This is a genomic window from Chryseobacterium rhizosphaerae, assembly GCF_003385455.1.
GTDB lineage: Bacteria > Bacteroidota > Bacteroidia > Flavobacteriales > Weeksellaceae > Chryseobacterium > Chryseobacterium rhizosphaerae.
Map to the genome: position 1 here is coordinate 121684 of NZ_QNUF01000005.1, position 24497 is coordinate 146180.

The 24497-nt window shown below is 37.9% G+C and carries 28 protein-coding genes; 15 read left to right on the top strand and 13 right to left on the bottom strand.

Going from position 1 to position 24497, the window contains the following annotated elements:
- Positions 1-15 precede the first annotated feature (15 nt).
- Genes DRF57_RS06095 through DRF57_RS06105 form a run of 3 tightly spaced genes read left to right on the top strand, consistent with a single transcriptional unit; the run spans position 16 to position 3876 of the window.
- A complete protein-coding gene (locus DRF57_RS06095) occupies positions 16-2409 on the top strand; it encodes an FdhF/YdeP family oxidoreductase (protein WP_084087355.1) in 2394 nt (797 codons plus the stop codon).
- A 13-nt stretch (positions 2410-2422) separates the two neighbouring features.
- Positions 2423-2935 carry a molybdopterin-binding protein gene (locus DRF57_RS06100; RefSeq protein WP_228406260.1) on the top strand — a complete coding sequence of 171 codons (513 nt, stop codon included), beginning with the start codon at positions 2423-2425 and terminating at the stop codon, positions 2933-2935.
- A gap of 26 nt (positions 2936-2961) precedes the next feature.
- The gene (locus DRF57_RS06105) at positions 2962-3876 is read left to right on the top strand and encodes a bestrophin family protein (RefSeq protein ID WP_084087358.1); all 915 of its coding nucleotides are present in this window, start codon (positions 2962-2964) and stop codon (positions 3874-3876) included.
- Positions 3877-3912: 36 nt separating this feature from the next.
- On the opposite strand, the gene DRF57_RS06110 is transcribed toward DRF57_RS06105, so the two are convergent.
- Genes DRF57_RS06110 through moaA form a run of 5 tightly spaced genes read right to left on the bottom strand, consistent with a single transcriptional unit; the run spans position 3913 to position 8220 of the window.
- On the bottom strand, positions 3913-4953 hold the full coding sequence (locus DRF57_RS06110) for a HesA/MoeB/ThiF family protein (protein WP_115917446.1): 1041 nt from the start codon (positions 4951-4953) through the stop codon (positions 3913-3915).
- Between the two features lie 5 nt (positions 4954-4958).
- Entirely contained in the window at positions 4959-5570 is a 612-nt protein-coding gene (locus DRF57_RS06115) for an NTP transferase domain-containing protein (protein WP_084087361.1), read from the bottom strand.
- On the bottom strand, positions 5548-6027 hold the full coding sequence (gene moaC, locus DRF57_RS06120; RefSeq protein ID WP_084087363.1) for a cyclic pyranopterin monophosphate synthase MoaC: 480 nt from the start codon (positions 6025-6027) through the stop codon (positions 5548-5550). Before moaC ends, DRF57_RS06115 begins: the two co-directional genes overlap by 23 nt.
- Positions 6028-6032: 5 nt before the next feature.
- The gene (locus tag DRF57_RS06125) at positions 6033-7277 is read right to left on the bottom strand and encodes a molybdopterin molybdotransferase MoeA (protein WP_228450285.1); all 1245 of its coding nucleotides are present in this window, start codon (positions 7275-7277) and stop codon (positions 6033-6035) included.
- Positions 7234-8220, bottom strand: a complete 987-nt coding sequence (gene moaA, locus DRF57_RS06130) for a GTP 3',8-cyclase MoaA (RefSeq protein WP_115917450.1) — start codon at positions 8218-8220, stop codon at positions 7234-7236. Before moaA ends, DRF57_RS06125 begins: the two co-directional genes overlap by 44 nt.
- A gap of 201 nt (positions 8221-8421) precedes the next feature.
- Between moaA and DRF57_RS06135 the strand changes: the two genes are divergently transcribed.
- Positions 8422-9264: a helix-turn-helix domain-containing protein gene (locus tag DRF57_RS06135; RefSeq protein WP_115917451.1), complete on the top strand. Its 843-nt coding sequence runs from the start codon at positions 8422-8424 to the stop codon at positions 9262-9264.
- Between the two features lie 11 nt (positions 9265-9275).
- Here DRF57_RS06135 and DRF57_RS06140 read toward each other — a convergent pair whose 3' ends face one another.
- Entirely contained in the window at positions 9276-10223 is a 948-nt protein-coding gene (locus DRF57_RS06140; RefSeq protein WP_084087371.1) for a beta-1,6-N-acetylglucosaminyltransferase, read from the bottom strand.
- 445 nt (positions 10224-10668) lie between these two features.
- Between DRF57_RS06140 and DRF57_RS06145 the strand changes: the two genes are divergently transcribed.
- From DRF57_RS06145 to DRF57_RS06155, 3 genes are all read left to right on the top strand, one after another.
- Positions 10669-11373 carry a DEAD/DEAH box helicase gene (locus DRF57_RS06145; RefSeq protein WP_228450287.1) on the top strand — a complete coding sequence of 235 codons (705 nt, stop codon included), beginning with the start codon at positions 10669-10671 and terminating at the stop codon, positions 11371-11373.
- 76 nt (positions 11374-11449) lie between these two features.
- Complete coding sequence (locus DRF57_RS06150; RefSeq protein WP_047486471.1) at positions 11450-11644, top strand: cold-shock protein; 195 nt, start codon at positions 11450-11452, stop codon at positions 11642-11644.
- A 255-nt stretch (positions 11645-11899) separates the two neighbouring features.
- On the top strand, positions 11900-12442 hold the full coding sequence (locus DRF57_RS06155; RefSeq protein ID WP_228450289.1) for a MaoC family dehydratase: 543 nt from the start codon (positions 11900-11902) through the stop codon (positions 12440-12442).
- Positions 12443-12510: 68 nt separating this feature from the next.
- On the opposite strand, the gene DRF57_RS06160 is transcribed toward DRF57_RS06155, so the two are convergent.
- From DRF57_RS06160 to DRF57_RS06175, 4 genes are all read right to left on the bottom strand, one after another.
- On the bottom strand, positions 12511-13299 hold the full coding sequence (locus DRF57_RS06160) for a hypothetical protein (protein ID WP_115917455.1): 789 nt from the start codon (positions 13297-13299) through the stop codon (positions 12511-12513).
- A 25-nt stretch (positions 13300-13324) separates the two neighbouring features.
- On the bottom strand, positions 13325-13549 hold the full coding sequence (locus tag DRF57_RS06165; protein WP_047486468.1) for a hypothetical protein: 225 nt from the start codon (positions 13547-13549) through the stop codon (positions 13325-13327).
- Entirely contained in the window at positions 13542-13880 is a 339-nt protein-coding gene (locus tag DRF57_RS06170; protein ID WP_047486466.1) for a cupin domain-containing protein, read from the bottom strand. Before DRF57_RS06170 ends, DRF57_RS06165 begins: the two co-directional genes overlap by 8 nt.
- Before the next feature lie 143 nt (positions 13881-14023).
- Positions 14024-14242, bottom strand: coding sequence for a hypothetical protein (locus tag DRF57_RS06175; protein WP_115917457.1), 219 nt, complete (start codon positions 14240-14242; stop codon positions 14024-14026).
- Positions 14243-14665: 423 nt separating this feature from the next.
- On the opposite strand from DRF57_RS06175, the gene DRF57_RS06180 reads away from it, so the two are divergent.
- The 7 genes from DRF57_RS06180 to DRF57_RS06210 all read left to right on the top strand — a co-directional run bounded on the left by DRF57_RS06180 (position 14666) and on the right by DRF57_RS06210 (position 21941).
- Positions 14666-15763 carry a calcium:proton antiporter gene (locus DRF57_RS06180; RefSeq protein ID WP_115917459.1) on the top strand — a complete coding sequence of 366 codons (1098 nt, stop codon included), beginning with the start codon at positions 14666-14668 and terminating at the stop codon, positions 15761-15763.
- A 258-nt stretch (positions 15764-16021) separates the two neighbouring features.
- On the top strand, positions 16022-16582 hold the full coding sequence (locus DRF57_RS06185) for a helix-turn-helix domain-containing protein (protein ID WP_228406264.1): 561 nt from the start codon (positions 16022-16024) through the stop codon (positions 16580-16582).
- Positions 16583-17101: 519 nt separating this feature from the next.
- Entirely contained in the window at positions 17102-17371 is a 270-nt protein-coding gene (locus tag DRF57_RS06190) for a hypothetical protein (protein ID WP_052188562.1), read from the top strand.
- 66 nt (positions 17372-17437) lie between these two features.
- Positions 17438-17932 carry a CinA family protein gene (locus tag DRF57_RS06195; protein WP_047486461.1) on the top strand — a complete coding sequence of 165 codons (495 nt, stop codon included), beginning with the start codon at positions 17438-17440 and terminating at the stop codon, positions 17930-17932.
- 160 nt (positions 17933-18092) lie between these two features.
- On the top strand, positions 18093-20045 hold the full coding sequence (locus DRF57_RS06200) for a KUP/HAK/KT family potassium transporter (RefSeq protein ID WP_115917461.1): 1953 nt from the start codon (positions 18093-18095) through the stop codon (positions 20043-20045).
- Between the two features lie 177 nt (positions 20046-20222).
- Complete coding sequence (locus DRF57_RS06205; protein WP_115917463.1) at positions 20223-20705, top strand: hypothetical protein; 483 nt, start codon at positions 20223-20225, stop codon at positions 20703-20705.
- A gap of 72 nt (positions 20706-20777) precedes the next feature.
- Positions 20778-21941: a serine hydrolase domain-containing protein gene (locus DRF57_RS06210; RefSeq protein ID WP_157969879.1), complete on the top strand. Its 1164-nt coding sequence runs from the start codon at positions 20778-20780 to the stop codon at positions 21939-21941.
- A gap of 207 nt (positions 21942-22148) precedes the next feature.
- On the opposite strand, the gene DRF57_RS06215 is transcribed toward DRF57_RS06210, so the two are convergent.
- Positions 22149-22679 carry a DUF4442 domain-containing protein gene (locus DRF57_RS06215; protein WP_115917467.1) on the bottom strand — a complete coding sequence of 177 codons (531 nt, stop codon included), beginning with the start codon at positions 22677-22679 and terminating at the stop codon, positions 22149-22151.
- A 5-nt stretch (positions 22680-22684) separates the two neighbouring features.
- Entirely contained in the window at positions 22685-23233 is a 549-nt protein-coding gene (locus tag DRF57_RS06220) for a TetR/AcrR family transcriptional regulator (protein ID WP_047486450.1), read from the bottom strand.
- Positions 23234-23441: 208 nt separating this feature from the next.
- Between DRF57_RS06220 and DRF57_RS06225 the strand changes: the two genes are divergently transcribed.
- A complete protein-coding gene (locus DRF57_RS06225) occupies positions 23442-23852 on the top strand; it encodes a 5-fold beta-flower protein (RefSeq protein WP_115917468.1) in 411 nt (136 codons plus the stop codon).
- A gap of 151 nt (positions 23853-24003) precedes the next feature.
- Here DRF57_RS06225 and DRF57_RS06230 read toward each other — a convergent pair whose 3' ends face one another.
- Complete coding sequence (locus DRF57_RS06230; protein WP_047486446.1) at positions 24004-24492, bottom strand: hypothetical protein; 489 nt, start codon at positions 24490-24492, stop codon at positions 24004-24006.
- Positions 24493-24497: the final 5 nt, after the last annotated feature.

Genomic DNA, 24497 nt, shown 5'->3' on the forward strand with positions numbered 1-24497 from the left:
AAAAAATAAAAGGCGATGGAAGAACATGATAACAATAAAATAGAAAAGGAAATTAAGAATGAGCCTCAGGCAGAAAATCCTTACAGATTACTTGATCTAAAACTTACACATGTTGAAAAATCAGCTGCCGGAATTCCTGCAGTATTAGCTGCTTTTAGTGATTTATTTGAAGAAAAAGCCCCTATTCGAGGGATGAGGGCTTTATTTAAAATGAATCAGATGGGTGGTTTTGACTGTCCCAGCTGCGCCTGGCCGGATCCGGATGATGAACGTTCGGTTCTTGGTGAATATTGTGAAAATGGGGCTAAGGCTCTCGCAGAAGAAGCGACAACCAAAAGAGTTACCCCGGAATTCTTTAAAGAAAATTCTGTATTTGATCTGGCAAAACTGGACGACTACGAGATCGGCAAGATGGGAAGACTTACGGATCCCATGTACTTGCCGGAAGGAGCTACTCATTACCAACCAATAAGCTGGGATGAGGCTTTTAAAAAAATAGCAGGACATCTCAATGCACTGGAATCTCCGGATGAAGCAGCCTTTTATACCTCCGGAAGAACGAGTAATGAAGCATCTTTTGTTTATCAGCTGTTTGCAAAGGAATTCGGAACCAATAATATGCCCGATTGCTCCAATATGTGCCATGAAACTTCGGGATCAGCACTGCGTCCTACCATTGGAATTGGTAAAGGTACAGTGACTTTGGAGGATTTTTACGAAGCCGAAGTCATTGTTATTATCGGACAGAATCCGGGAACCAATGCTCCCAGAATGATGAGTGCTCTTTCAAAAGGAAAAAAGAATGGAGCTAAGATTATAGCCATAAATCCATTGCCGGAAGCAGGTCTTATGGGCTTTACCAATCCACAGAGTGTTAAAGATATTCTTAATGGCGGAGTACAGCTGGCTGATCTCTATCTGCCCGTTAAGATCAACGGTGATATGGCTCTTTTAAAGGCGCTGGAACTTTTGTTGATCGAATTTGAAAAGGAAAATCCGGGCTCTGTGTTTGATGAAAATTTTATTACAGAAAAAACAGTAGGATATGAGGATTTTATCAGACAGTTTGATCATTATAAACTAGATGAGCTGGCTTCCCTTTCGGGAGTTTCGAAAGAATTAATCTATGAGGCTGCAGTAACAATAGCATCTAAAAAAAGAATTATTTTCAGCTGGGGAATGGGGCTTACCCAACAGCCCAATGGAGTGGATATGATCCGTGAAATTCTCAATATTCTTTTGCTAAAAGGGAGTATAGGCATACCTGGAGCTGGGGTCTGTCCTGTTCGGGGGCACAGTAATGTTCAGGGAAACAGGACCATGATGATTGACGAAAAACCTACAGATGAACAACTTGACCGTCTCGAAAAGTTTTATGGTTTCAAAATGCCACGCAAGCACGGCTATGATGTCGTAAGAGCAATTAAAGCCATACATGAAGAAAAAATAAAGGTCATGTTCTGCATGGGAGGAAACTTCCTTTCGGCAACACCTGATACCACTTATACAGCCCATGCCCTCAGAAAACTTAACCTTCTGGTCTCTGTTTCTACCAAACTTAACCGGGGACATCTGGTTCATGGAAAAGAAGCACTTATCCTGCCGACCTATGGCCGTAGTGATAAAGATATTGTGAATGGTAAACTACAGATCGTAACAACCGAAAACTCTATGGGGGTAGTTCAGGATTCAAAGGGAATACTGGATGCCGTATCCAATAATCTGATCAATGAAACTCAGATTGTCTGCCGTATGGCAATGGCTACTTTAGGAGAAAGATCTGTGGTCAGCTGGCAGCGTTATCATGACAGCTACGATGCCGTACGGGATGATATCGAGCAGTGTATCCCGGGTTTTGAAAATTATAATGTCCGTGTCCGCCAGAAAGGAGGCTTTTATCTTCCGAATGCTGCACGGGATAAACAGGAATTCTCGAAAGAACTGGGAGGGCGTGCCCCTTTTACCTTGACAGAAGTACCGGATAATACGCTTGCTGCAGATGAATATATGATGGCAACCACCAGAACTCATGACCAGTTCAATACAACTATCTATGGATTGGATGATCGCTACCGCGGGATTAAAAATGAGCGCAGGGTAATATTTATGAATCAGAATGATATTGATAAAGCAGGTTTTAAAGCCGGAGATCGGGTAGACCTTTACAATTATGATGACGGGATAGAGCGTGTAGCACCACTGTTTATCATTGTTTCTTATCAGATTCCGGAAAAAAATACCGTTACGTATTTTCCGGAAACGAATGTCCTGGTATCCGTCAATAATGTTGTCAAGGAAAGTAATATGCCCGCATCAAAATATGTGAAAATCAAAATTATGAAACATGACCCCGAAGTATACAAAAAAGTAGATCAGATGCTTTATCAGGGGGCTATTCAAAGACCGTAATAAAAAATAAACGATGAGTATAAATCAGAAATCTCTATATTTAGGCAAAATATGGATATTCGCCCTGTTTTTGATTGCGGGTATGGTATCTGCCCAGTCGCAATTTAAACTAAAAGTAAGTGGGGAGGTATCACAGCCGCTGGAGCTCTCCTTATCTGATCTTGTAAAAATGCCCAGAAAGGAAGCTAAATTAAAAGATAAAGAAGGAAATGTTCATGTGTATACAGGAGTTTCTGTTCTGGATATTCTTGCCAAAGCCGGGGTTCCTTCCGGTAAAGAATTACACGGTGAAAACCTTTCCAAATACCTGCTGGTACAATGTACCGACGGATATCAGGTTTTATTCTCTCTGGCAGAGCTGGATCCGTCGATTGCAGATAAAAATGTGATTGTAGCAGATACCATAGACGGTAACCCATTATTGAAGGAAAAAGGTCCGCTCCGTATCATTGCCGAAGGTGAAAAAAAACCGGCCCGGAGTTCTTATCAGGTAGAAGCCTTGATTGTGGGGCATATTAAAAAGTAATTGTAACAAGTAATGACAAAGAAAATATGATTATTAGGAAAAAAGAGCACTGGTTTAAAATGCTTTTTGTTTGGCATGGATCTGTATTACCGGCTCTGTTGCCGCGTTTGTTGCTTCTTTTTGTATTTTCTTTGGGAGTGGTTTACTTTCGTGGAATTGTTTTTTCCTTTAAGATTCCGCTTAATCCCGCACCGCTTACTTTATTTGGTTTTGTACTTGCTCTTTTTCTGGGATTCCGTAATAACGTAAGCTATGAAAGGTTCTGGGAAGGACGCAAATTGTGGGGAGCTTTACTGAACACTTCACGGTCACTGACACGCCAGGTACTGACTCTTGGGAATACAAAAAATGATACATCAGTCACCGAATTTATTGACCTGCTCAGTTCTTTTGTTTTTGCCCTAAAACATCAACTCAGGGGAACAGATCCTTATGAAGATTTAAAGGACAGACTGGACGGAAAAAAACGGGAAACTGTACTTGCTTCGAAATATAAACCTGCAGTTATTATGAAATTAATGGCAGACTGGGTCCGGGAAGCAAAAGAGGGCGGTCGGATCGACTCTATTCAGCAGGCGCGTTTTGATGAGAATCTGGATAAACTTTCAGATATTGTAGGAGGTTGTGAACGGATTGTTTCCACGCCGATACCCTACAGTTACCGTGTTCTGCTTCATCGTACAGTGTATATCTATTGTTCTCTGCTGCCTTTTGGATTAGTAGATACTTTAGGCTGGTTTATGCCCCTGATCGTTGTATTCGTAGCGTATACATTTGTCGCATTTGAAGCCATAGCAGATGAAATTGAAGAACCTTTTGGTACAGAGGCTAATGATCTGGCATTGAATAGTATGTGCGAAATGATCAATGCTACCATTCATGAAATGGCCGGAGAAACGATTCCTGTGGTGCAGAAATCTTCACAGAATATTATCGATTAAATATTTTCGGACATTTTAAAACCCACCTCAAGGATTTTAGGGATACATTTTATAAATACCATCCTGTAAAGAAAACACCTCTTTTGCGGGAAAAGCCTTTTTAATTTTCCGGGCTGCTTCCTTGCTGCGTTTTCCGGACATGCAGTAGACTAATACCTGGTGGGAAAAACCGGAAATTTCATCAAAATGATTTTCTAATTCATCCAGAGGAATGTTCTTTCCGCCAATATTGAAATTCTGATGTTCATGGTCATCACGTACATCGATAAGTTCAAAATGTTCTTGATTTTCTTTAAATTCTTCGAAGGTAAGTGTGGGAACAGTCTGGGGAAGATCTGTAATTTGAACAGAGGATTTTCTCAGCTTTATAATTTGTGTTTTTCCACTCATCATATTGATAATCCACAATTTGCCGGCTAATATATCTTCGGAACCTGTAAGATATTTAATAGCTTCATTGGCCTGCATGCAGCCAACGATTCCCGCCAGTGGAGGTGTTACGCCACCTTCCTGACAGTTTGGAATCTGAGATTCTTCAACATTGGGAAATACATCACGGTAATGGGTGGAATAGCTTCCGTCTTTCTGTAAAACATTCCATAGGCTGACCTGGCCCTCATATTGATAAATTGCACCGTATACCAATGCTTTTCCTGCCAGTACACAGGCATCATTCAATATATATTTTGTTTCAAAATTATCTGTACCTTCAATAATCAGGTCAAATTCTGAAATCAGATCCATTACGTTTTCAGAAGTCACCCGAAGTCTGAACGGAATGATTTGTACAGATGGATTTTGTTGCTGTAACCGTTCTGCTGCCACATCCACTTTAAACAATCCGATATCATCCGGAGTATATAAAATCTGCCGGTGCAGATTGCTTAGAGAAACCGTATCATCGTCCGCAATACCTATTGTTCCTATACCGGAAGAGGTGAGGTATTGTGCACACGGACAGCCAAGACCTCCCATTCCTACGATAAGCACCCTGGCATTTGTAAGAAGATGCTGTGCAGAGCTGCCAAATCCGGGTAAAGCCATCTGACACTGGTAGCGTTCTAGATTCCCTTCCATCTTTATTATTTTTGTCGGTTCAGTGCTCGTTCTGCTATTGCTGCTTCCTCAGGGGTGTTCACATTCATCAGAGCATCAGGATCATGAGGTTCTAAAATAAGCGTATCACTATTGATCAAAACCTTTCTGGGACAGGTATTCCCTATACCCAGGAAATTCAGGAGCAGCGGATAGCTCTTAGGCTCCCAGATGGTAATTAAAGGTTCCGGTAACCCATCAAAAGGGCTTTTATAGGTAGTGGCTGCTTTTTCAGGATTTCGTGAATGCAGTAAAAATTCCAACGATTTTTTATCCAGCAGGGGCAGATCACAGGCGACCACGAGCCATGCTTTATCCCGCTGGGAACGCAGTGCAGAAAGAATACCACCAAAAGGTCCCATGTTCAGAAAGGTGTCCGTTAATGGATGATACTGCCTGTCAAAATTTTCTAGCTGATCCTGGCGGCAGGAAATATAAACCTCATCACAAAATTCGGCCAGCAGATCTGCTGCAAAATAACGCTGTTCTTTTCCATGCCAGTTCATCAGATCTTTAGGAGTTCCCATTCTTTGGCTTTTTCCACCTGCCAGCACCAGGCCGTTGATGGATGGAATTTTATTCTGTTCTTTTGAAATCATTTTTTCCGCCTGTTTTTTCTATTAATTTAATCTCCTTGATAGTGATATTGTGACTTAGGGCCTTACACATGTCATAGATAGTCAGTGCAGCTACAGAAGCTCCTGTGAGGGCTTCCATTTCTATACCTGTTTTGGCTTCTACCTCTGCAGTACAGTATATTTCAATTTCATTGCGGTCGGTAAGTTCTATATCAACCTTACAGTTCTCAAGTCCTATCGGATGGCAGAGCGGAATGAGTTCGCCCGTTTTTTTAGCAGCCATAATGCCGGCAATGATTGCGGTTTGAAAGACTGAACCTTTTGGGGTATTGAAGCCTCCTTCACTAAGCTTTTGTAAAATATTCTCAGGAATTTCCACTATTGCTTTTGCAACGGCTTTACGGCGGGTTATTTGTTTTCTGCTGACGTCAACAATAGAAGGCTGCAGTTTTTTATTGAGATGTGAAAAATCAGTCATAATCTTTAAAAATTATATTTCCATATGGGATATACCTCTCCTTTTTTAAAATGATTCTGCTCCAAAGGCAGTTCTATAAAAGCATCAGTTTCGGCGAGGTGTGAAAAATCACCGGAGCCGTTTGTATGAACGGATTCAGCGGTAAGCTGTCCTGAGGAGTTAATATTGAGCTTTACCTGTGCAAAATACTGAAGTCCGAATGGGAAGTCAATATCATCCTGCAATACCGCAAATAAAGGTGAAGTTGGAGGTGTTTCCAACGATTTTTCCAGCCAGGGAATGAAATAGCGATGCAGACACATAAATACTGAAACAGGATTGCCGGGAAACGCAAAAACAAGTTTCTGATCTTTGCTTCCAAACCAAAAAGGCTTTCCGGGTCTCTGCTTTATTTTGTGAAAGCGTTTTTCTATTCCCAGTTCCCTGCATACTTCAGGTAAATAATCAAATTTTCCCATAGAAACGCCACCGCTCAAAAGAAGTACATCATACTCCTCAATACAGCGGGCTAGTTCTTTTTTGATCTCTTCATAATGATCATTGACATGAAGGGTATCTGCCTGAATCCCATATTTTTTCAATACAGACTGTATGGAAACTCCATTGGAGCGTCTCAATTGAAATGGGGTAGGAACAGACTCTGCACTTACCATTTCATCTCCTGTAGAAATGATGGCAATCTTGGGAAGCTTTTTAACAAATAAAGTCGTTTTTCCAATAGAAGAAGCGATACCAATGATGGCCGGACTGATAATCTGGCCGGCTTTGACCAGTATTTCTCCCTCTTTTTTATCTTTTGCTTTAAGGTGTATGTTTTGCCCTTGTTTTATATCAATATTGATATGTGCCGTTCCATGATCAATTGAAATATCTTCGTAACGGATTACCGTATCCGCAGAGCTGTCCAGTGCAGCACCCGTCATAATTTCAATACAATCCTCTGCCGAATGGATAGAAACAGAAGGTTCTCCGGCAGATTGTACCGCTTTAATTTTAAATGAACGGATTCCTTTTTCGTAGGCATGATAGCTGATGGCAATTCCATCCACAGTGGGCCTGTCAAAAGGAGGGAGATCCCGGTCTGCTTTGAGATCTTCTGCCAGAACTCTTCCTAATGCTGAGTCGTAATGAATGAATTCCTTTCCAAAATCCTGTGCCTGGGAAAGGATGATATTTTCTGCCTGTTGTACGGTAATCATTTCCATCTTATCCTCCGATTGTTGCCATAGACTGATGGATCTGTGCAGCATTCAAACCTGATTGTTGAGCTTCCCATCCGTCTTTGGGTTTGTGATGTATAGTACTGATGATTGTATTTTTTAGTTCCTCATTCGTTTTTCCAGCACGTATTTCGTCTTTTAAATTAACCCCGCCGCTTTCATACAAACAGCTTCTGAGCATACCCGTTGGGGTGATACGTATTCTGTTGCAGTCTCCACAAAATGAACGGGTATATGCTGCAATGATTCCAACTTCACCCATAAAGCCCGGAATCTTATAATTATAGGATGTGGAGCTTTTAGGATCTGCTAGTTTTTGAATATCAGGAAAATGCTCCCTGATATGCTGGTAGATCTTTGAGTGATTCCAGTTCAAAAGGATGTCTTTATCATTCCCGTTAAATGGCATTTCTTCAATAAAACGGACATCTACGGGAAGGGATTTTGTAAGCATAACCAAAGGAATGATATCTTCAATATTTTGATTTTCCATCACTACGGTATTGATTTTTACCTTGATATCATGTTCGATAAGGCTTTCCAATGTTTTGATGACTTTATGATAGCCCTTTCTGCGGGTAATTTTGAAAAAACGTTCTTCATCCAGGGTATCCAGACTAAGATTGACTGATTTTATTCCAAACTCCCTGAGCTGTGGAATGTACGGTTTGGTCAGAAGCCCGTTAGTGGTTAGGCTAAGGTCACTAAGGCCTTCCAAACGTGATATTTTTTCGATGAGATCAATACTGTTTTTTCTCACAAAAGGCTCTCCTCCGGTGATGCGGATTTTATTGACCCCGAGTTCCGTAAAAACAGAACATATCCTGAGCATTTCTTCATCCGTCATCAATTCTTCCTGTTTAATCCATGAAAGCCCATTTTCCGGCATACAGTAGGTACAGCGTAGATTACACCGGTCCACAACAGCCAGTCTGAGGTAATTAATTGTTCTTCCAAATTTATCTTTCAGCATGGGGATAGAAATGTCTTATGACAAATATACTGATTGTTTTCCATGAAGTGGACTGATTCTGAGTTTAGGAGTAAACAACAATACTTTTATCACTGTTTCTGATAGTTTTGTCTGCTTCATGCATTTAATTCTAAAGAATTTATGCTTTGATGAAAAAATATGATAGAGTATTTTATAATTTAGCTGGTATAATAATGAGCAATGGAAAAGGAAAGGATTTCAAACCAATTACCCAATGAAAGCACCCCAAAAGTCGATGTAATTTATCAGGATGAAATAAGTTCTTCCGAACTCAATAACTTTCCGGAAAACTCCTTTACCATTGTTATTTTAGATGAATGCCGGGATGGTGAATGCATTACAGATATCAATACCTATGATCTGAATTCCAGGCAATTGTTTATACACCTGCCTCAGAAAGAATATATCTGGAAATTGCCTGCTGATGTATCGGGCAGAAGGCTGATTGTTCAGGATTCTATTCTTGAAACATTCTCTCCTACCTTAAAGCATACCTTTTCACTGCATAGCAAATATGAAATGATAGAACCGAATGATGAAGCGTATGATAAACTGAGTGCAGAATTCAGTGCTATCCGGAAGGAGATTTACTCCGAGATGATATTTCCGGAACTTATCAATGCCAGGGTAAGGCTTTTAGCGCTCATGATCAATTTATGGGTAGAAGAAATATATGGTAAATCTGTTCTGAATCACCATGACAATCTTGCCTTCAGGTTTCATTCATTGGTTCAGAAGTATTATAAAACACAGAAAAATGTGTCTTTCTATGCACAGGAGCTATGTATCACCCCTAATTATCTTGGGGTTATCAGCCGGAAACAATATAAAATTTCACCCCTTGAATTTATCAGGGAAAGAGTCTTATTAGAAGCGAAGAAATTATTGCACAGCTCCGGAAAATCCATCAAAGAGATTGCTTATGAACTTGGATTTCGAAATCTCTCCCATTTCTCTTACTTTTTCAGATCACAAACAGGAATGACTCCCAAGAACTATCGGACGGCTATGAGCAGAAGCTGATGCGTTAGAAATCAGTTATTTTGATAACCATCCCTTTTTAATTCTTTTTCAATTTCATCAATTTCCGGTAAAGGAAGAAGAAAAGAGTTTTCAATATAAGTCAGGAGGTTTTCATCAGTTTTATTATTTATTTTTCTGATGAAAAGCTGGTTACTGGATTCCAGCTTTTTAATATAAGTCAGGATGTCCTGGTTGTTTTTGAAAATAGATTTCTCAAATACGGCTCTCTTATCATCATTAACAATAATATCATTGAATGTTGTGTTCATAAGAACGGTCTGAAAAAATGATTCAGCAGGTAAGAAGGTATAAAGATAGTAATCCTCAAAGTCCATTACCCTTTTATTGTTAGTAAGGAATATGCAGGTTTCTCTTGTAAACATAAACCATTTTCCACCAATATAAGGAGTGACCCCTTTCATAAATTCTCTTTTATAAATGAATGAAGAGATGACGTAGGCCAGTTCTGTAAAATGATTCTGTATTCTCTGCAGGGTATCCGGTCTGTAAAACTTTTGATCATAATAAAAGAGATAATTTCGGCCTTTATTGGCTGTCAGAAACTTACGTATGATTTTTTGAGATTTAAGCGGATAATCTTCACCGCTTAGGTTAATGAAATAATCCCATTCCCGGTTGACATTCAGGAGAAACTCCATAGCATTGAGTTCGGCCTGAATCATGCTGAAACCTCCTGATACAATATTCATGCTATCTAAAATATAGACGTTGGGAAACTGAACGGCATACTGCTGGATCTCTTCTGTGAACCTTGGAGTAGATTTCCGGTCAATATGAATAAGATAAAACTGATCCCGGGTATAAATCTTCTGAAACATGGCCTTAAATACTTCAGGCTTGTGATGTACCATAATAAAATAAGCAATTCTTACGTGCGGTGCAGCTTGTAATGGTAAAGTTTTTCGTTGGGGATCTGTTATGGGAGAGGGGGTTTGCATATTTCGGAAGATTAAAATCATCCGCGCCTGCAAACAATTCATTTGATGTGCATAAATTACGAATATATTTTTGATAATCAACTAATTAAATATGATTTTGTTTGTTTTCTTTATTGTAGGTTTGCAGAACGTTTATAAAACAGGTCACTGCCTTTGCTACTCTGTAATAGTTTAAAATCACAATTTTTTCTGTCAGTTTTGCTTTTTCAGCTACCATTTATAGTCTTCATTCAATTGCGGAAAATAGAGATTATAAAAGTCCTATTGTAAATAGGAGCGATACGTTATTGCAGGTTAATCAGTACTATTTAATAATATTGGTACAGCCTGAGCAAGCAAAATGATAAGCTGAAAAAGAGTATTCCTTATTTGTTTATCCTAATATATCAACACAAATTCTGATAAACAGATTTGCTTACAAACTGCCGGAAATCCGGAATTTATAATGAATTTTAAAAATTTAAACTTAATCAATCCCATTATCCGCGCTGCTACAGAAGCTGGCTACTCAAAGCCTACTGAAATACAGTATACTGCCATTCCACAGATTTTAGCAGGGAGGGACATTATTGGATGTGCAGAAACGAGTGCCGAAAAAACGGCTACCTTTGCTATGCCCATTCTGCAGTTACTGAAAAAGTATACCCCTGAACATAAAGAAATACGGGCTTTAATACTGACCCCGACCCGCGAACTGGCATTAGAGATAGAAGAAAATTTGGGGGTATACAGCAAGTATTTACCATTATCCCAACTTTCTATTTATGGCGGTGTTTTAGCCGGAAGCCAACTCGCAGCACTCAGAAAAAGAGTGGATATTCTGGTTGCTACACCCGGAAGGCTTTTGGATTTAGTGAATCAAAGACATATTGATCTCTCTAAAATTGAGATTCTTGTGTTGGATGAAACAGACAGAATGCTTGACATGGGGTTGGTCAGTGATTTAAAAAAGATTCTGAAGCTGGTTTCTCCGAAGAAGCAGACCCTGTTCTTTTCGGCAACCCTACCGCTAAACGTACGGAAATTTGCGGAAACCATCCTGAATAACCCTGTAGAAGTTACAGGAAACGCTACATATCCGCTATCACAAACTATGGATCCTTCAGTTTTCTTTCTAGAGAAAGAGAGTAAAAAAAAAATGATTTGCTGATGGATCACCACTATTTTATAAATAAATCTGTAGAGTTTACAGATCAAAATACATACAATTTTTAATAATAATTACAATGCAAGAAGGCACCGTAAAATTTTTCAATGAAGCAAAAGGCTTCGGGTTTATTTCTCCAGCAGACGGGAGTAAAGACATATTCGTACATTCTTCAGGATTAAACACAAAAATGATCCGTGAAAATGATAAAGTAGTTTTTGAAGTACAAAAAAGTGATAAAGGTTTAAACGCTGTTAATGTAAAATTAGCATAATTAAATCCTGTTTGCAGATGTGAAAATTCTGTGCTGCATACCAGCAGTCTGATTTTTTACAGATGCAAAATCCATTCACTTTTAGTATCTGGAATATTGTTTGAAAGAACGTTAATGTAAGTTACATTATGTTCATTAACCTCTTACTTCATGTAAGAGGTTTTTTAAAGATTTGATGGAATGAGAATAAGTAGATTTAATATGGTCGCCATAAATTCGGACTGATATTTGAATACTTAATGTATATACATTGGTTTGAAACAAAGTTATCATACCAATGGAAATAAAAAATGCAAATGCTCACCCAATAGACAGACCTCATCGGGTCAACAGAAGAATATGGTTACGATCAACAGTTATAATGAATATAAGGCGTATGAAGGTCAGATGATTGGAGTTTCCGGCTGGCATACGATAGACCAGGATCAGATCGACAAATTTGCAGAGGCCACCTTAGATTATCAATGGATTCATGTTGATAAAGAAAAGGCAGAAAATGAAGGCCCTTTTAAATCGACCATCGCTCATGGCTACCTAACTTTATCCTTGATTCCCTATCTCTGGAAGCAAATTGCCGATGTGAGAAATGTAACCATGGAAATCAATTACGGGATTGAGAATTTTAGATTTGGACAGGCAGTTCCGGTCAACAGCGACGTCCAGTTGCAAGCTACGGTAAAATCAGTAACCAATCTTAAAGGAACTGTAAAAGTATTGGTTGAAGCTAAGTTATTAATCAGAGACCAGCGAAAACCGGCCTATACAGGTGATGTTATTTTCCTTTACCATTTTTCCTGATAAATTTCTTGTTTTTCTTAGAGTACGGCAGTATCAATCCGAAATTATGGATGATTCCATGACGGAAGCTATCTCTCATCCTTTCCATTGATCCATCTTTTAAGCATAACACGTTCTGAGGGAGATTGATGCATACCCCCTGAAAGCAGGTTTAATAAAGTGTCCCAAAGATTATTTTTTCCATTCAGTTCATTGTTATAGTTTGTTAATGCTTTTAAATACTCTTGCTGGTAATCTGTAGCCTCTTTTAAAGTATAGTTTTTAGGAATATTTTTAATAATATCCAGTGTGATTGTATTGAGAATTTTAGGGGTAAATTTTTCAACAAAGTCTGATTCAAGCCTACATATGTTGATAAGAGGAACGATTAAAGAAAAGATTTTGTCATAAAAATTACATACGGTTGTTTTCCAGGATAACCTTTCTGCTTCCGGCAAAATTTGAATGCCAAGCTGTACCATTTTTTCATGATTTTCAGTTAAGTCTTCAATATAGATTTTGTTTTGTTGCCAGAACAAAGGGGAATTAAATTTATTTTTTTGGGTAATATTCTCTTTTACATATTCAAACTGAAACCTGATATAGCCTAAACTATCACTTATATAGGCTAAAATAGATTGCCACATATTATGCTTGCTTAAGGCACAGTGAGTACTGAATACTAGCCTGGATTTGTTATTCAGATGCTGTAATTCTTCTAACATCCGAAGAATTTCAGTGATATCATTACTTAGGGTATTATTAATATTTCTGATATAAAATAAAGCAACAAACTGAGAATAGTACGTTCTGTCTGAAAGGTTCTTTTTATTTCTTAGACCCAACTTATTTTTTGGATGCCTGAATAATTTTTTCATGAGAATCCTATTTGGAAATTATACATTAATGTCTTATTGTACCAATGCTTTTTTCAAAGGATTTTTGTTGCATTATTAATGATACGAGGTATTGCCTCAAATCTGAAATGCTGATATTTTTTTCTGTAAAAGAAAAAAATAGAGGGGTCTCATCTAAAAGCTCATACAGTTCTGGAAATTTTTTCTGAATTTCCACAGTAGTTTTAAAGATCTCTTTTGTTAAGCTGGATCTCTTATCTATTTTATTCATAGCCGCTTTTTATTATTGTTAGAATCATTTTAAAGCGTTTATTTCCTTTGATAGCATTCGATTGATGAGCGGGAATGGTAATGCATTCGCCTTCTTCCAAAAAATAAGGATTTCCGTCAATTATTATTTCTGCTTTCCCTTCAATAATCTGTATAAAAGTATCAAAAGGGGAGGTCTTTTCCGGCAACCCTTCTCCGTCATCAAATGATATAGCACTGATATTGCCGGTTATTTTTTCTATTATTGTTCTGCTGAGTACAGAATTGGAAAGGTAGCCTACAATTTGGCTGGTTGCATGTATTTTTGATTTCTCAAGTTCTTTATGATTCATCACGGGTTAGTTTTGAAAGTAAAATGAATGGTGTACTGTACATAAAAAGGGATAGAACCTCCTAACTTTCTATCCCCCTTTTAATCAAAACTCTCTGAAAGATATAACTCTATGCATAGGTTTTAATTGCTATTTGGAAAGAATTATGAAAGATTTAGTTCTTTTATAATATTCATAACCTCTTCACGATTTTTTCTCAATCTGTTACCAATTCTTTCAAGCATTTCCTTTTCCTTCCCTTTTTCAAGCTTTAAATCATGGTCTGTTAATGTAGAGAATTTTTCTTTCAGCTGTTTAGACTGTGCAATCCAGTCTCCCGGAGTTTTAGAAAATTCGTTGTCTTTGTTGTGGTTTGTGTCCATAATGTGGATTTTGGTATAACATCATTGTTACTATACAAAGTTGGTTTTTTTGTAATTCATTGTATTGTAGATTGTTGTTTTAATGTTGCATATATCACACATATTGCAAAGCTTCTATGTTGTTTTCCATAATTGAGGTAAAAATTACCTGTAAAGAGAGGAAAGTCCTGTGGCTTTTTAGAATTGCATTGATACGGGTGTTATTTTAATAAATGCTTGATAATTTGTATTTTAGTGCAATATTACGTTGGATTGCCAATTTAAGTTCTGGGCTATTACTTTTTTATATCATTTAATTTTCAATTGGGCATCTCACACATTTCAAATCTATAATCCCCAAGCCCTTTTCAAAAAGAAGATATAACCCTGCTGAGTCTCTCCAAAGGGGGAGTCAATCATTAAAAAAAATTAGTACTGTTTTTTATGAAGAAAAAAAAATATTTATGGATGTGGACATTTTTGGTTCCCATTTTAGCCTGGCTCTTTTATTTTGGAAGTGCTGTTTTTTCCTCTGGTTATTATTCTATACTCCTTGCCTTATTTCTTATGGGAAGTGTCCTTGCGGCAGTGTACCATTCTGAAGTCATTGCCCATCGTCTGGGTGAGCCTTTTGGAACTTTACTTTTGGCATTTGCCATTACGGTAATAGAAGTCGGGTTGATTATTTCCATAATGCTGGGAGCCAAAGGGCTGGAGACCATCACCCTTGCCCGGGATACCGTTTTTGCAGCCGTGATGATTATCCTGAACGGGATTATCGGGAGCTGCATTGTGATAGGCTCTTTAAGATACAGGGAACAAAGCTTTACTCTGCAGGGAGTAAGTACAGCATTGATCACTCTTACTGCCGTAATTATTTTTGTTCTTATCTTGCCCAATTATACGGTAAGTCATCTCGGTGGCGAATATACCTCCTTTCAGTTACTTTTTATAGCCTTGATTTGTTTGGGGTTATATCTGGGGTTTACCATGATTCAGACGATGAGACACCGGAACTTTTTTATTTCCCCGCAAAATAAGCTGCAGGAAAACATATCAGCAAAAGATCATCAGGAAAAATCTTCCAAAAAAGAGCTGTATATCAGTGGGGTACTGCTGCTCTTAAGCTTGGGAGTGGTCGTTTTCCTGGCAAAGCTTCTTTCAAAAGATGTTGAAAATATAGTGGTTTCAGCGGGAGCTCCCAGATCTCTGGTAGGAATCATCATTGCCGGTATAGTTCTTCTTCCTGAGGGGCTCGCTGCATTGAGAGCTGCAAAAAGTGATGAGATCCAAACCTCACTAAACCTGGCTTTCGGGTCTGCTTTAGCAAGTATTGGGTTAAGTATTCCAGCCATTGCCATTATATCTGTCATAACCGGTATAAGAATGACATTAGGAATAGACATTAAATCAACGATACTTTTGGGACTATCTCTTTTTATTATTACCGTTTCACTGGCAACAGGCAGAACCAATATTATGCAGGGAGTGGTGCTTATTGCTATATTTTTAATTTACCTTTTCATTACAGTAGTACCTTAATAAGCATCTGTATTGGGTTTATTTTAAATTCCCGTTTCTCTTTTATTGATTTTGAAGGACGTGTTTTGCTGGATTTCGTTTCTTTTGACATTGTCCCTGTTTTTGAGTATATGTAAATTTCAATCATTAAAGAAGGAAAGCGTTGTAATAGTCTTTCAATTTGTTATATAAATCATAGGTATTCTGATTTAATGGAGTAACTTTGAGTGAATGACTGTTAAGATGATGATGATTAACAAGCTGTAAACAGTAAGGATCATGAAGTTATACATAAAATATATGGTAAGCCTACGCTGCAAAATGGTTGTCCATCAGGAACTGGAAAGACTGGGGATTAAAGGGGCTGTCGTAGATCTGGGTACAGTAGAATTATTAAATGATATCAGTGCCGAACAAAGGCGTGTATTGAAAGAAAATCTGCTCAAAACAGGGCTCGAAATATTGGATGACAAAAAAAGTATTCTGATAGAAAAAATAAAGAATGTAGTAACGGAAATGATTCATTATTCTGATGCTCTTCCCAAAGAAAATTTCTCAGACTATGTGAGTGAAAAGCTTGGGTACGACTATACCTACCTTGCCAATACATTTTCTGAAGTGAAAGGAATGACCCTGCAGCATTTTATCATTATCAATAAAGTAGAAAAGGTAAAAGAATTACTACTATACGATGAGCTCAATCTTACAGAGATTTCCTATAAGCTTAACTACAGCAGTGTTGCGCATCTTTCTAACCAGTTTAAGAAAATCACCGGACTTTCCCCTTCATTCTATAAACAGTTGAAGAAAAAACGTCTTGGAAATTTAGAAGATTTGTAAAAAGGTGTGATATATGCAAGATTATTATAAATATATGTAGCGTAACCTATTCTGAAACACCCATCTTTGTATCGTAGTATTCTTGTATATTAAAGAATACAGTGTCTATAATAATCGATTAATACGATAAAACAAAGACTGTGAGGATTTGAAGAACAGTCTGAGAATATAATAACGTCTGACAGTTGAATAAACATATACCGGGAAATTAGAAAAGACCCAATATAAACCATGAAGAAGGGGTTAAAATCCTTAAAAAACATTCAATTTTCATAATGAGCTTATTAAAATCTGAAAAAATAGTAGATCTGTTTTCAGAAGGTTTTAATTATAGGATAGAAACCCATTGGTCTCTGTCCTTTTTATCCATAATGTAGCTGAAAAACTGATTGATTGACCATAAATTTCACATAGAGAATATCCAAATAATACTCCTATTTGAAAGATCATTCATATAGGAAACAGCAAGGCCCGGTTTTATATATAAAATCAGTTTCCATTAATCCCAATGCCAAAGTCATGAAAACAATACATCTCTTTCAGTTTAAAAATTCCATTTCCCGTAAAATTCCATTTTTTAATGAAGAACACCGACTGGATAGCTTAAATGATTTAATGACCTATGACCTGATCAATACAGAAAAGGTGACTGAGTTTATCATTGATATTCATGATGACTTTGTTTTTGAAGATACCTCAAGAGGTGATCTTTTAGAGATGTGCAAAAATGCTAAAGAGACCATTGAACATTATTTTGTTACAGCATTGGATGATTATGATGTTCTTTGAGAATGCATTTCAATGGAATAAATAGATTTTACAAGTTTTTTAGATCAACATTAAATAATAGGTATCATGAAATTCCAGCAAAACTTACTTGACTATATCAGTACTTCGCTCATTACAGTGAACGAAACCGTTTCTATTGTAGAAAGTGTAACTTCAGGATTAATACAGCTGGCTTTTTCTCAAATGCCCAATGCAAGTTTATTTTACAAAGGAGGGATCACCACCTTTACCTTACCTGAAAAAGTCAAATTCTTAAATATTAATCGAATTGAAGCTCAGGAAAATGATTTTGAAACTCAAAACATGGCGGATATAATGGCTATAAAAGGAGCTGCCTTATTTGAAACGGATTGGGGAATTGCATCTACAGGATATGCCGCATCTGTGAGGAATTCAGGATTTAAAGTTTTTTCATTTTGTTCATTTAGTTATAAAGGGGAGACTATACTTTCCAAACGCATAGAACTTCATCAGAAAACCCAGGGTTTGGATGCCCAATTATATTACACAGAGTTTATTTTAGGATGCTTTAAAAGTGCCCTTAATCAAATATTAATTTAATAATAAATTGGTAGGACCGTAGGCTGCTGAAAAGTAGTAATCGGCATTAAATTGGTTCATTATGAATGGGTTATGTTACAATAGCTGCAAGTCTCTGAAAAAATATTCCCAATTCTCATTTCATTGCAAAAATTGGTTTAATTTGCAGTAAAAACTAATTATGTCCGGACAGCACACCTCAGATTTTCATAAGAGGATTACCCTTGCAGGATCATTGATCGCTATAGGAATTGTATTTGGTGATATTGGTACATCTCCACTCTATACACTCAATGCCGTTTTTCATCATAAGCTTATTACCGAAGCGATTGCTCTTGGTAGCTTAAGCTGTATTTTCTGGACGCTGGTTTTCCAGACAACCATCAAATATGTACTCATTACCTTGCAGGCTGACAATAATGGTGAGGGAGGAATTTTCTCTCTTTATGCCTTAGTGCGGCGATATAGTGGCAAATGGCTCGTTTTTATTGCCATGGCGGGTGGTGCCTTTTTAATGGCTGACGGTATTATTACTCCACCCATTTCGGTGTCTTCCGCTGTAGAAGGTGTTCAGGCTGTAATTCCCGGTTTTAATACAGTTCCGGTTATTGTTGGAATTCTGATACTGCTATTTATTTTTCAGCAGTTCGGGACCGATAAAATAGGCAAGGTTTTTGGCCCTGCGATGATTATCTGGTTTGGATTCATCGGGATAATAGGAGTGATGGCCATAGGCAGCAACTGGGAGGTCTTTAGAGCCTTAAATCCTTATTATGCCTATCAAATGCTGGTGAATGAGCCAAAAGGATTTTGGCTGTTGGGCAGTATATTTCTGTGTACAACAGGGGCTGAAGCTTTATATAGCGACATGGGGCACTGTGGCAGAAATAATATCAGGTTCACCTGGATCTTTATAAAAATTGCATTGATACTCTGCTATGCCGGGCAGACCACTTGGCTTCTCAATCATGTAGGAGAGGAGGTAGGTAGCTTAAGTCCTTTCTATCATATTGTTCCGAAATCAATTTTCTGGCTGGCTTTATGCATTGCAACCTTGGCAACGATTATCGCTTCCCAGGCATTGATCAGTGGTTGTTTTACGCTGATCAACGAAGCCATACGGCTTAATATATGGCCAAAACATTTGGTGCTGTTTCCCAGCAATGTCAAAGGGCAGCTCTATATTCCTGCGATCAACTGGTTTCTGATGTGCGGATGTGTGGGCATGGTCCTGTATTTTAAAGAAAGTACTAAAATGGAAGCTGCATTTGGACTCAGTGTGACGCTTACGATGCTGATGAGTACTATTCTGATCAATGCTTACCTTCGTATTAAAAGAGTTCCGTTTGTTTTTAACCTTCTGATCACAAGTGTGTTTTTAGCTATTGAGTTGAGCTTTTTAGGGGCCAATCTACAGAAAGTTAAAGATGGAGGATGGATCACCCTGATCCTTGGTTTTTCGCTGTTTGCCGTGATGTATATCTGGTGGAGGGGCAGGCAGATCAAATCGGAGATTCAGTCATTTGTAAAACTCTCCGATTATCTTTCATTATTGACTAAACTAAGTACGGATGAAAAAATTCCGAAATATGCAACCAACCTGGTCTATCTCACCACTTCGGATTCAGAAAAGAAAATTGAAAAAACTGTCATGGATTCGATTTTAAAATTTGGTCTTCCAAAGCGTGCTGATATCTACTGGTTTGTGCATGTCAATATTTTGGATGAGCCTTATGCACAGAGGTATTCCGTAGATACCATTATCAGAAATGACGTGTATTATATTCAATTCGATCTGGGCTTCCGCGAGGATCCCCGGATAGGGTATTATTTCAAGCAGGTGGTTAATGATATGATCGGAAATAACGAGGTAGATGTTGAAGATTCTTTAGAGCAGGCCTATCAGCAGAATAAAATTGGTGATTTTAAATTTATGATCATGGATAGCTTCCTTTCTTATGATAACAGAATGCCGTTTTGGAAAAATTTTATCATGAAGGGATATTATAATCTGCGGTATCTATCCGTAAAAGACTATATTAATTTTGGATTGGATAAAAGCCATATCGAAGCGGAGCAATATCCGTTGGTCGTGGTTCCATTTGCAGAAAATAAACTCGAGAGACAAGGCTAACAACTTTGGTATTTAAGAGATGAATCCTATTGAAATAGATAAAAAGGCAGCCCTATAAGGCTGTCTTTTTGCTTTATTATAGCAGAGAGCTGATCCATGAAACCAGTTCATATGGTAACGCATGATCGCATCCGTGAGGAGTATATTGTTTGTTGCAGAAAATCATATATTTACAGTATGGGAGAACTATTAACTGAGGAAGTGTTTTCAGCACCAAAATGGCAGAAAATAACCTATCGTATACTAAGTATTTTGGTATTTGCATTAGGTATTAATGTTCTCATGATAAAAGAGGCAGGGTGGCTGCTTTTTTTAGCTCCCCTGATTTTCTTCATTTCCGTTTCCATGTTTGTATATACCCGTCAAAAACTGATTATTTCAAATGATGAAATACGTCTTGTTGGTGGTTTTAAGAGGTATTTTATTTCCTGGAATGCTATTACGAAGGTTGACATGATGAGGCTAGGAAAATATAAAACACCGACAGCTACGATTTATTATGCCGGCGGACAGCTGAAATTGAACAAAATTTTTTACCTTGAACCTCAATTCAAAAGAATTTTATTACTCCTGGAAGCTAAAACTAATCCGGAAATATTTACAAAGACATACTGGGAAGCTCGCAGTCAGATTAGCCAGGATTGGGGGTTGGAAAAATAGTAGAAATTGGCCTTACGTTTCATTATGGTTTGCCGTATGCTGAAACGGCAGGCATTACAAATACATAGAAAAATGATCAAAAACAGGATACAGGGACTCGTTGCTTTTTCTTTTACCGCACTTCTTTTTTCCTGTTCAGCCACAAAACAGGGGGTTGAACGTGGAAATACAGAAAATATGGTTTCCCAAACAGATTCTCTCTATATGGAAATCCAGCGTGTAGGTATGGAAGCTACCAAAAATAATCATGTTCCCGGGGTAGCTATAGCGGTTATCCAACATGGAAAAGTTGCCTGGACACAATCTATTGGGTTTGCTGATGTGGAAAGTAAAAAACCAGTCACTCCGGAAACCATTTTTAATGTGGGTTCTGTATCCAAAATGGTATCTGCATGGGGATTGATACAGCTGACGGAAAAAGGGCTTGTAAAACTGGATGATCCGGTTGATCAGTTCCTGGTACGCTGGAAGTTACCTGCATCTCCATATGATATATCAAAAGTTACTTTGCGGCGTATTCTCAGCCATACAGCCGGACTTTCGGTGCACGGATATGGAGGCTCAGAGCAGGGAACTCCATTGTTAAGTTTAGAAGAGTCGCTTTCAGGAAAGACCAAAAGAAATGGGGAAAGTGTACGCCTGATCAGCGAGCCGGGAACGAAATGGGAATATTCAGGGGGTGGCTATACACTTGCGCAGTTACTGCTTGAAGAAAGAACGAAAGAAAAGTTCGCGGTCTATATGAAAAAGAATGTTTTTGAACCTTTAGGATTGAATCATACCCATTATGAATGGACAGAAGATATGATGGCAAATTCTGCAACGGCTTATGACGCTTCAGGGAAACCCATAAAGAACAGGATATTTACAGAACAGGCAGCAGCAGGGTTACAAACAACAGTTTTAGACCTTGCTCATTTTGCAGAGCTATCTATAACCTCTGATCCAAGTCAATTGAATAAAGTTTTGAAATCCACAAACCTGCAGGTAATGGAGAAACAGGTTTTACCCTTTTCTGATCAGGGAAAAAGTGGCCTAGGCTATCGGTTTATGAATTATGAAGGGCTAGAAACAATTGGACATACAGGAGAGAATGAAGGCTGGAGTGCCGGCGTGTTTATGCACCTTCCCACAAAGAGTGGTATTGTAATACTCTGCAATGGCTCCAATGGAGACCGGGTCTGGTATCCTATCTACCAGAGTTGGGCAAAAAGAATTAAAGAAAATAAAAAGTAGTTCATTTGTCTTAAGTATTGATTAATATTGAAGCTGTTGAATGATCTGTGTTGGATAGAGAAGAGAAGGAGGAGTAGAATCCGTCTGTGGATTTTCAGGAACGAAGCGAAAACCAGATTTCTCTCCCTTGGAGTTCAAGCAGTCGGTCAAAAATTAATAATGGGAGTTTTCATAATACCTGACAGGATGATGAATAGATATTGATTATTATTGATTTTTCCTTTTGAGCTCGAGTTTCTTTTTGTAAAACGCTTTATCTGCGATGTAAATGGTTTTGTCCACTTCACAAAAAATGGTCGATTTATCTTCATTGGTTAGAAAGGTTTGCTTTACAATCTCAATCTCATTTTCGGTGGAAACACGGTTTTTAATTTCGGTTATTTCTTCTTCTGAAAAATCAAAATCAGCATAAAGTGTTACATTGCCGGGGCGTTTGAAACGGATGGTTGCGGCTTTATCCCATACCACATATTTATTTCCGAGAAGATGGGTGAGCTGTACCATAAATATAGGATCTGTGGCCGAAGACATACTGCCTCCGAAAATAGTTCCCACATAATTTTTATTTTTATAGCTGAGAGGCAGCCTTATCTTTATATGATGCAGGTCTTTGGAAGCGTAGCTGATTTTTGCGGTTGTCCTGCTGTACATGGGAGAAAGATTAAATCCCCATTTGAACATTCTGCTCATTCCCACATATTTTTTTCCGATTACAGACAATGTTTGATAAAATGTCATAGTATTTATTTTAGCTGGTTCACGATTCCTTGTATCACTTCTATTACTTTTTCTTTGGGATAAATACGGCCTATCTGGGCCAGTCCCATCAATGAACTTAAGATCTCAATTGCTTTATTTTCAGTATTTTCGATGAACTTAAATTGATGGTCATCAATTCCGGTATTCAGAATTTCAATGGTGTGTTGCAGAATAGTCTGACAAAATTCCATACTCTTTTCTTTCAGGGCAGGTTCTATGGTATTTCCGTCACTGGCTAAAGTTCCCATCAGGCATATTTTGTTTTCATTGATTAGATGAATGTAGTATTGCCCCAGTTGATGTAATCTTTCGAATGCGGTTAAATCAGCCTGTTTACTATGCAGACTTTCAATTTTCGTTTTGTGATTCTCAATGATCGCAATACCTAAATCCGTCTTTGTTGGGAAATAATAATGTATCGAAGCTTTTTTAATCTTAATCCGATCTGAAATGTCTGCATAGCTGAAAGCGTTATATCCTTTTTCAGTTAATAATTCAGAGCTAACGGCTATTATTAAATCTTTTGTTTTCATCTACCTACTAGTTGGTAGGTAAATATAAGGAAATATAGAGAATAAAATCAAAAATGGGGAGGTAAAAATACTATTGACTTCAAAATCCTATCTTCGTTACCCATCTGGCGATGAATATCTTGCCGAGGACTGTCCTTTTTTAAAAATTAATCAATAATTTTAATATATCGGCTTCACCCCAATAATAACCTCTTAATATTTTAAAACCATGAAAAAAATAGGTGTCATTAGTTTCTTTCTGCTCAGCTTTTCCGTTGCAAGTGCACAAACAATAGAATCGGGGAGCCGCAGTACGACGGGCTACATCAAACCGGATGGAACCATTGAAAACAGCAGCCGTTCCACAGTGGGATATATCAGTGCTGACGGAACCATCGAGAATAAAAACCGCTCAACCATCGGGTACATCAAAAGCGACGGTACCATAGAAAACAGCAGCCGTTCTACTATAGGCTATGTTAAAAAAGACGGCACTGTAGAGAATAGCAGCCGTTCCACTATTGGATACATCAAAGATGATGGAACGGTAGAAAACAGCAACCGAAGTACTATAGGGTATGCCGTAGGAATTAAAAAAGAATGGGCAGCAGTAGTGTACTTCTTTTTTAAGCTGGATTGATGACCTGCACAACAAAAGGCAGTATCCCGTTGAGGAAAAAATCCGACGGGTAAGTTTTACAAATCTTATTTTTGTGATCGTTTGCCTGAAACAAAATCTCCAAAGTCGGTAGACTTCGGAGTATAGGTGAGCCCGATATGAGCTTCTTCAATTATTTTTTTTGTTTCAATGAAAAATTATCCATATAAACTGCCTGGTGGACTCCATTCAGTAAGACTTTCAGGGCTAGATGGGTGTCTTTTTTTACAGAAATAGTGAGCGTCTTTTTATCGCCGGTTATCTTGGAAGGTTTCGCTATTGAAACATAGGATTTGGTATCGGAGGGATTGTTGACGGAGAGAATTTCCAGGGTGGTTTCTCCTCCATTGTCTGAAATATCAAAACTAAGCGTATAGGCTCCTGCTTTAATTTTTGGAGTAATTAAATACATATTTTCTCCCGGGCTGTACATCGAATAAAATATAATTTTTTTGTCACTGGCATACAGCATAGATTTTCCTCCTGCCTGGGCAGTCCAGCATTTATTGATGTCTTTCCATGTATCAAAATTTTCTGTGATCGTGGATACAGCTTTACACTGTGCTTTTACAGTTAAAAATCCTCCCAAAGTAACCATTCCGGCCAATATGATTCTTTTCATAGGTT

Bases quoted from the DNA above. Each gene is read 5' to 3' on its own strand.
- DRF57_RS06150 (WP_047486471.1), top strand. From the start codon at position 11,450: ATGCAAGAAGGCACCGTAAAATTTTTCAATGAAGCAAAAGGCTTCGGG.
- DRF57_RS06205 (WP_115917463.1), top strand. From the start codon at position 20,223: ATGGGAGAACTATTAACTGAGGAAGTGTTTTCAGCACCAAAATGGCAG.
- DRF57_RS06095 (WP_084087355.1), top strand. From the start codon at position 16: ATGGAAGAACATGATAACAATAAAATAGAAAAGGAAATTAAGAATGAG.
- DRF57_RS06115 (WP_084087361.1), bottom strand. From the start codon at position 5,570: ATGATTTCAAAAGAACAGAATAAAATTCCATCCATCAACGGCCTGGTG.
- DRF57_RS06140 (WP_084087371.1), bottom strand. From the start codon at position 10,223: ATGCAAACCCCCTCTCCCATAACAGATCCCCAACGAAAAACTTTACCA.
- moaA (WP_115917450.1), bottom strand. From the start codon at position 8,220: ATGCTGAAAGATAAATTTGGAAGAACAATTAATTACCTCAGACTGGCT.
- DRF57_RS06225 (WP_115917468.1), top strand. From the start codon at position 23,442: ATGAAAAAAATAGGTGTCATTAGTTTCTTTCTGCTCAGCTTTTCCGTT.
- DRF57_RS06230 (WP_047486446.1), bottom strand. From the start codon at position 24,492: ATGAAAAGAATCATATTGGCCGGAATGGTTACTTTGGGAGGATTTTTA.
- DRF57_RS06200 (WP_115917461.1), top strand. From the start codon at position 18,093: ATGTCCGGACAGCACACCTCAGATTTTCATAAGAGGATTACCCTTGCA.
- DRF57_RS06100 (WP_228406260.1), top strand. From the start codon at position 2,423: ATGAGTATAAATCAGAAATCTCTATATTTAGGCAAAATATGGATATTC.
- DRF57_RS06215 (WP_115917467.1), bottom strand. From the start codon at position 22,679: ATGACATTTTATCAAACATTGTCTGTAATCGGAAAAAAATATGTGGGA.
- DRF57_RS06185 (WP_228406264.1), top strand. From the start codon at position 16,022: ATGAAGTTATACATAAAATATATGGTAAGCCTACGCTGCAAAATGGTT.
- DRF57_RS06195 (WP_047486461.1), top strand. From the start codon at position 17,438: ATGAAATTCCAGCAAAACTTACTTGACTATATCAGTACTTCGCTCATT.
- DRF57_RS06220 (WP_047486450.1), bottom strand. From the start codon at position 23,233: ATGAAAACAAAAGATTTAATAATAGCCGTTAGCTCTGAATTATTAACT.
- DRF57_RS06125 (WP_228450285.1), bottom strand. From the start codon at position 7,277: ATGCTGCACAGATCCATCAGTCTATGGCAACAATCGGAGGATAAGATG.
- DRF57_RS06160 (WP_115917455.1), bottom strand. From the start codon at position 13,299: ATGAAAAAATTATTCAGGCATCCAAAAAATAAGTTGGGTCTAAGAAAT.
- DRF57_RS06105 (WP_084087358.1), top strand. From the start codon at position 2,962: ATGATTATTAGGAAAAAAGAGCACTGGTTTAAAATGCTTTTTGTTTGG.
- DRF57_RS06190 (WP_052188562.1), top strand. From the start codon at position 17,102: ATGAAAACAATACATCTCTTTCAGTTTAAAAATTCCATTTCCCGTAAA.
- DRF57_RS06210 (WP_157969879.1), top strand. From the start codon at position 20,778: ATGATCAAAAACAGGATACAGGGACTCGTTGCTTTTTCTTTTACCGCA.
- DRF57_RS06165 (WP_047486468.1), bottom strand. From the start codon at position 13,549: ATGAATAAAATAGATAAGAGATCCAGCTTAACAAAAGAGATCTTTAAA.
- DRF57_RS06110 (WP_115917446.1), bottom strand. From the start codon at position 4,953: ATGGAAGGGAATCTAGAACGCTACCAGTGTCAGATGGCTTTACCCGGA.
- DRF57_RS06145 (WP_228450287.1), top strand. From the start codon at position 10,669: ATGAATTTTAAAAATTTAAACTTAATCAATCCCATTATCCGCGCTGCT.
- DRF57_RS06175 (WP_115917457.1), bottom strand. From the start codon at position 14,242: ATGGACACAAACCACAACAAAGACAACGAATTTTCTAAAACTCCGGGA.
- DRF57_RS06180 (WP_115917459.1), top strand. From the start codon at position 14,666: ATGAAGAAAAAAAAATATTTATGGATGTGGACATTTTTGGTTCCCATT.
- DRF57_RS06135 (WP_115917451.1), top strand. From the start codon at position 8,422: ATGGAAAAGGAAAGGATTTCAAACCAATTACCCAATGAAAGCACCCCA.
- DRF57_RS06170 (WP_047486466.1), bottom strand. From the start codon at position 13,880: ATGAATCATAAAGAACTTGAGAAATCAAAAATACATGCAACCAGCCAA.
- moaC (WP_084087363.1), bottom strand. From the start codon at position 6,027: ATGACTGATTTTTCACATCTCAATAAAAAACTGCAGCCTTCTATTGTT.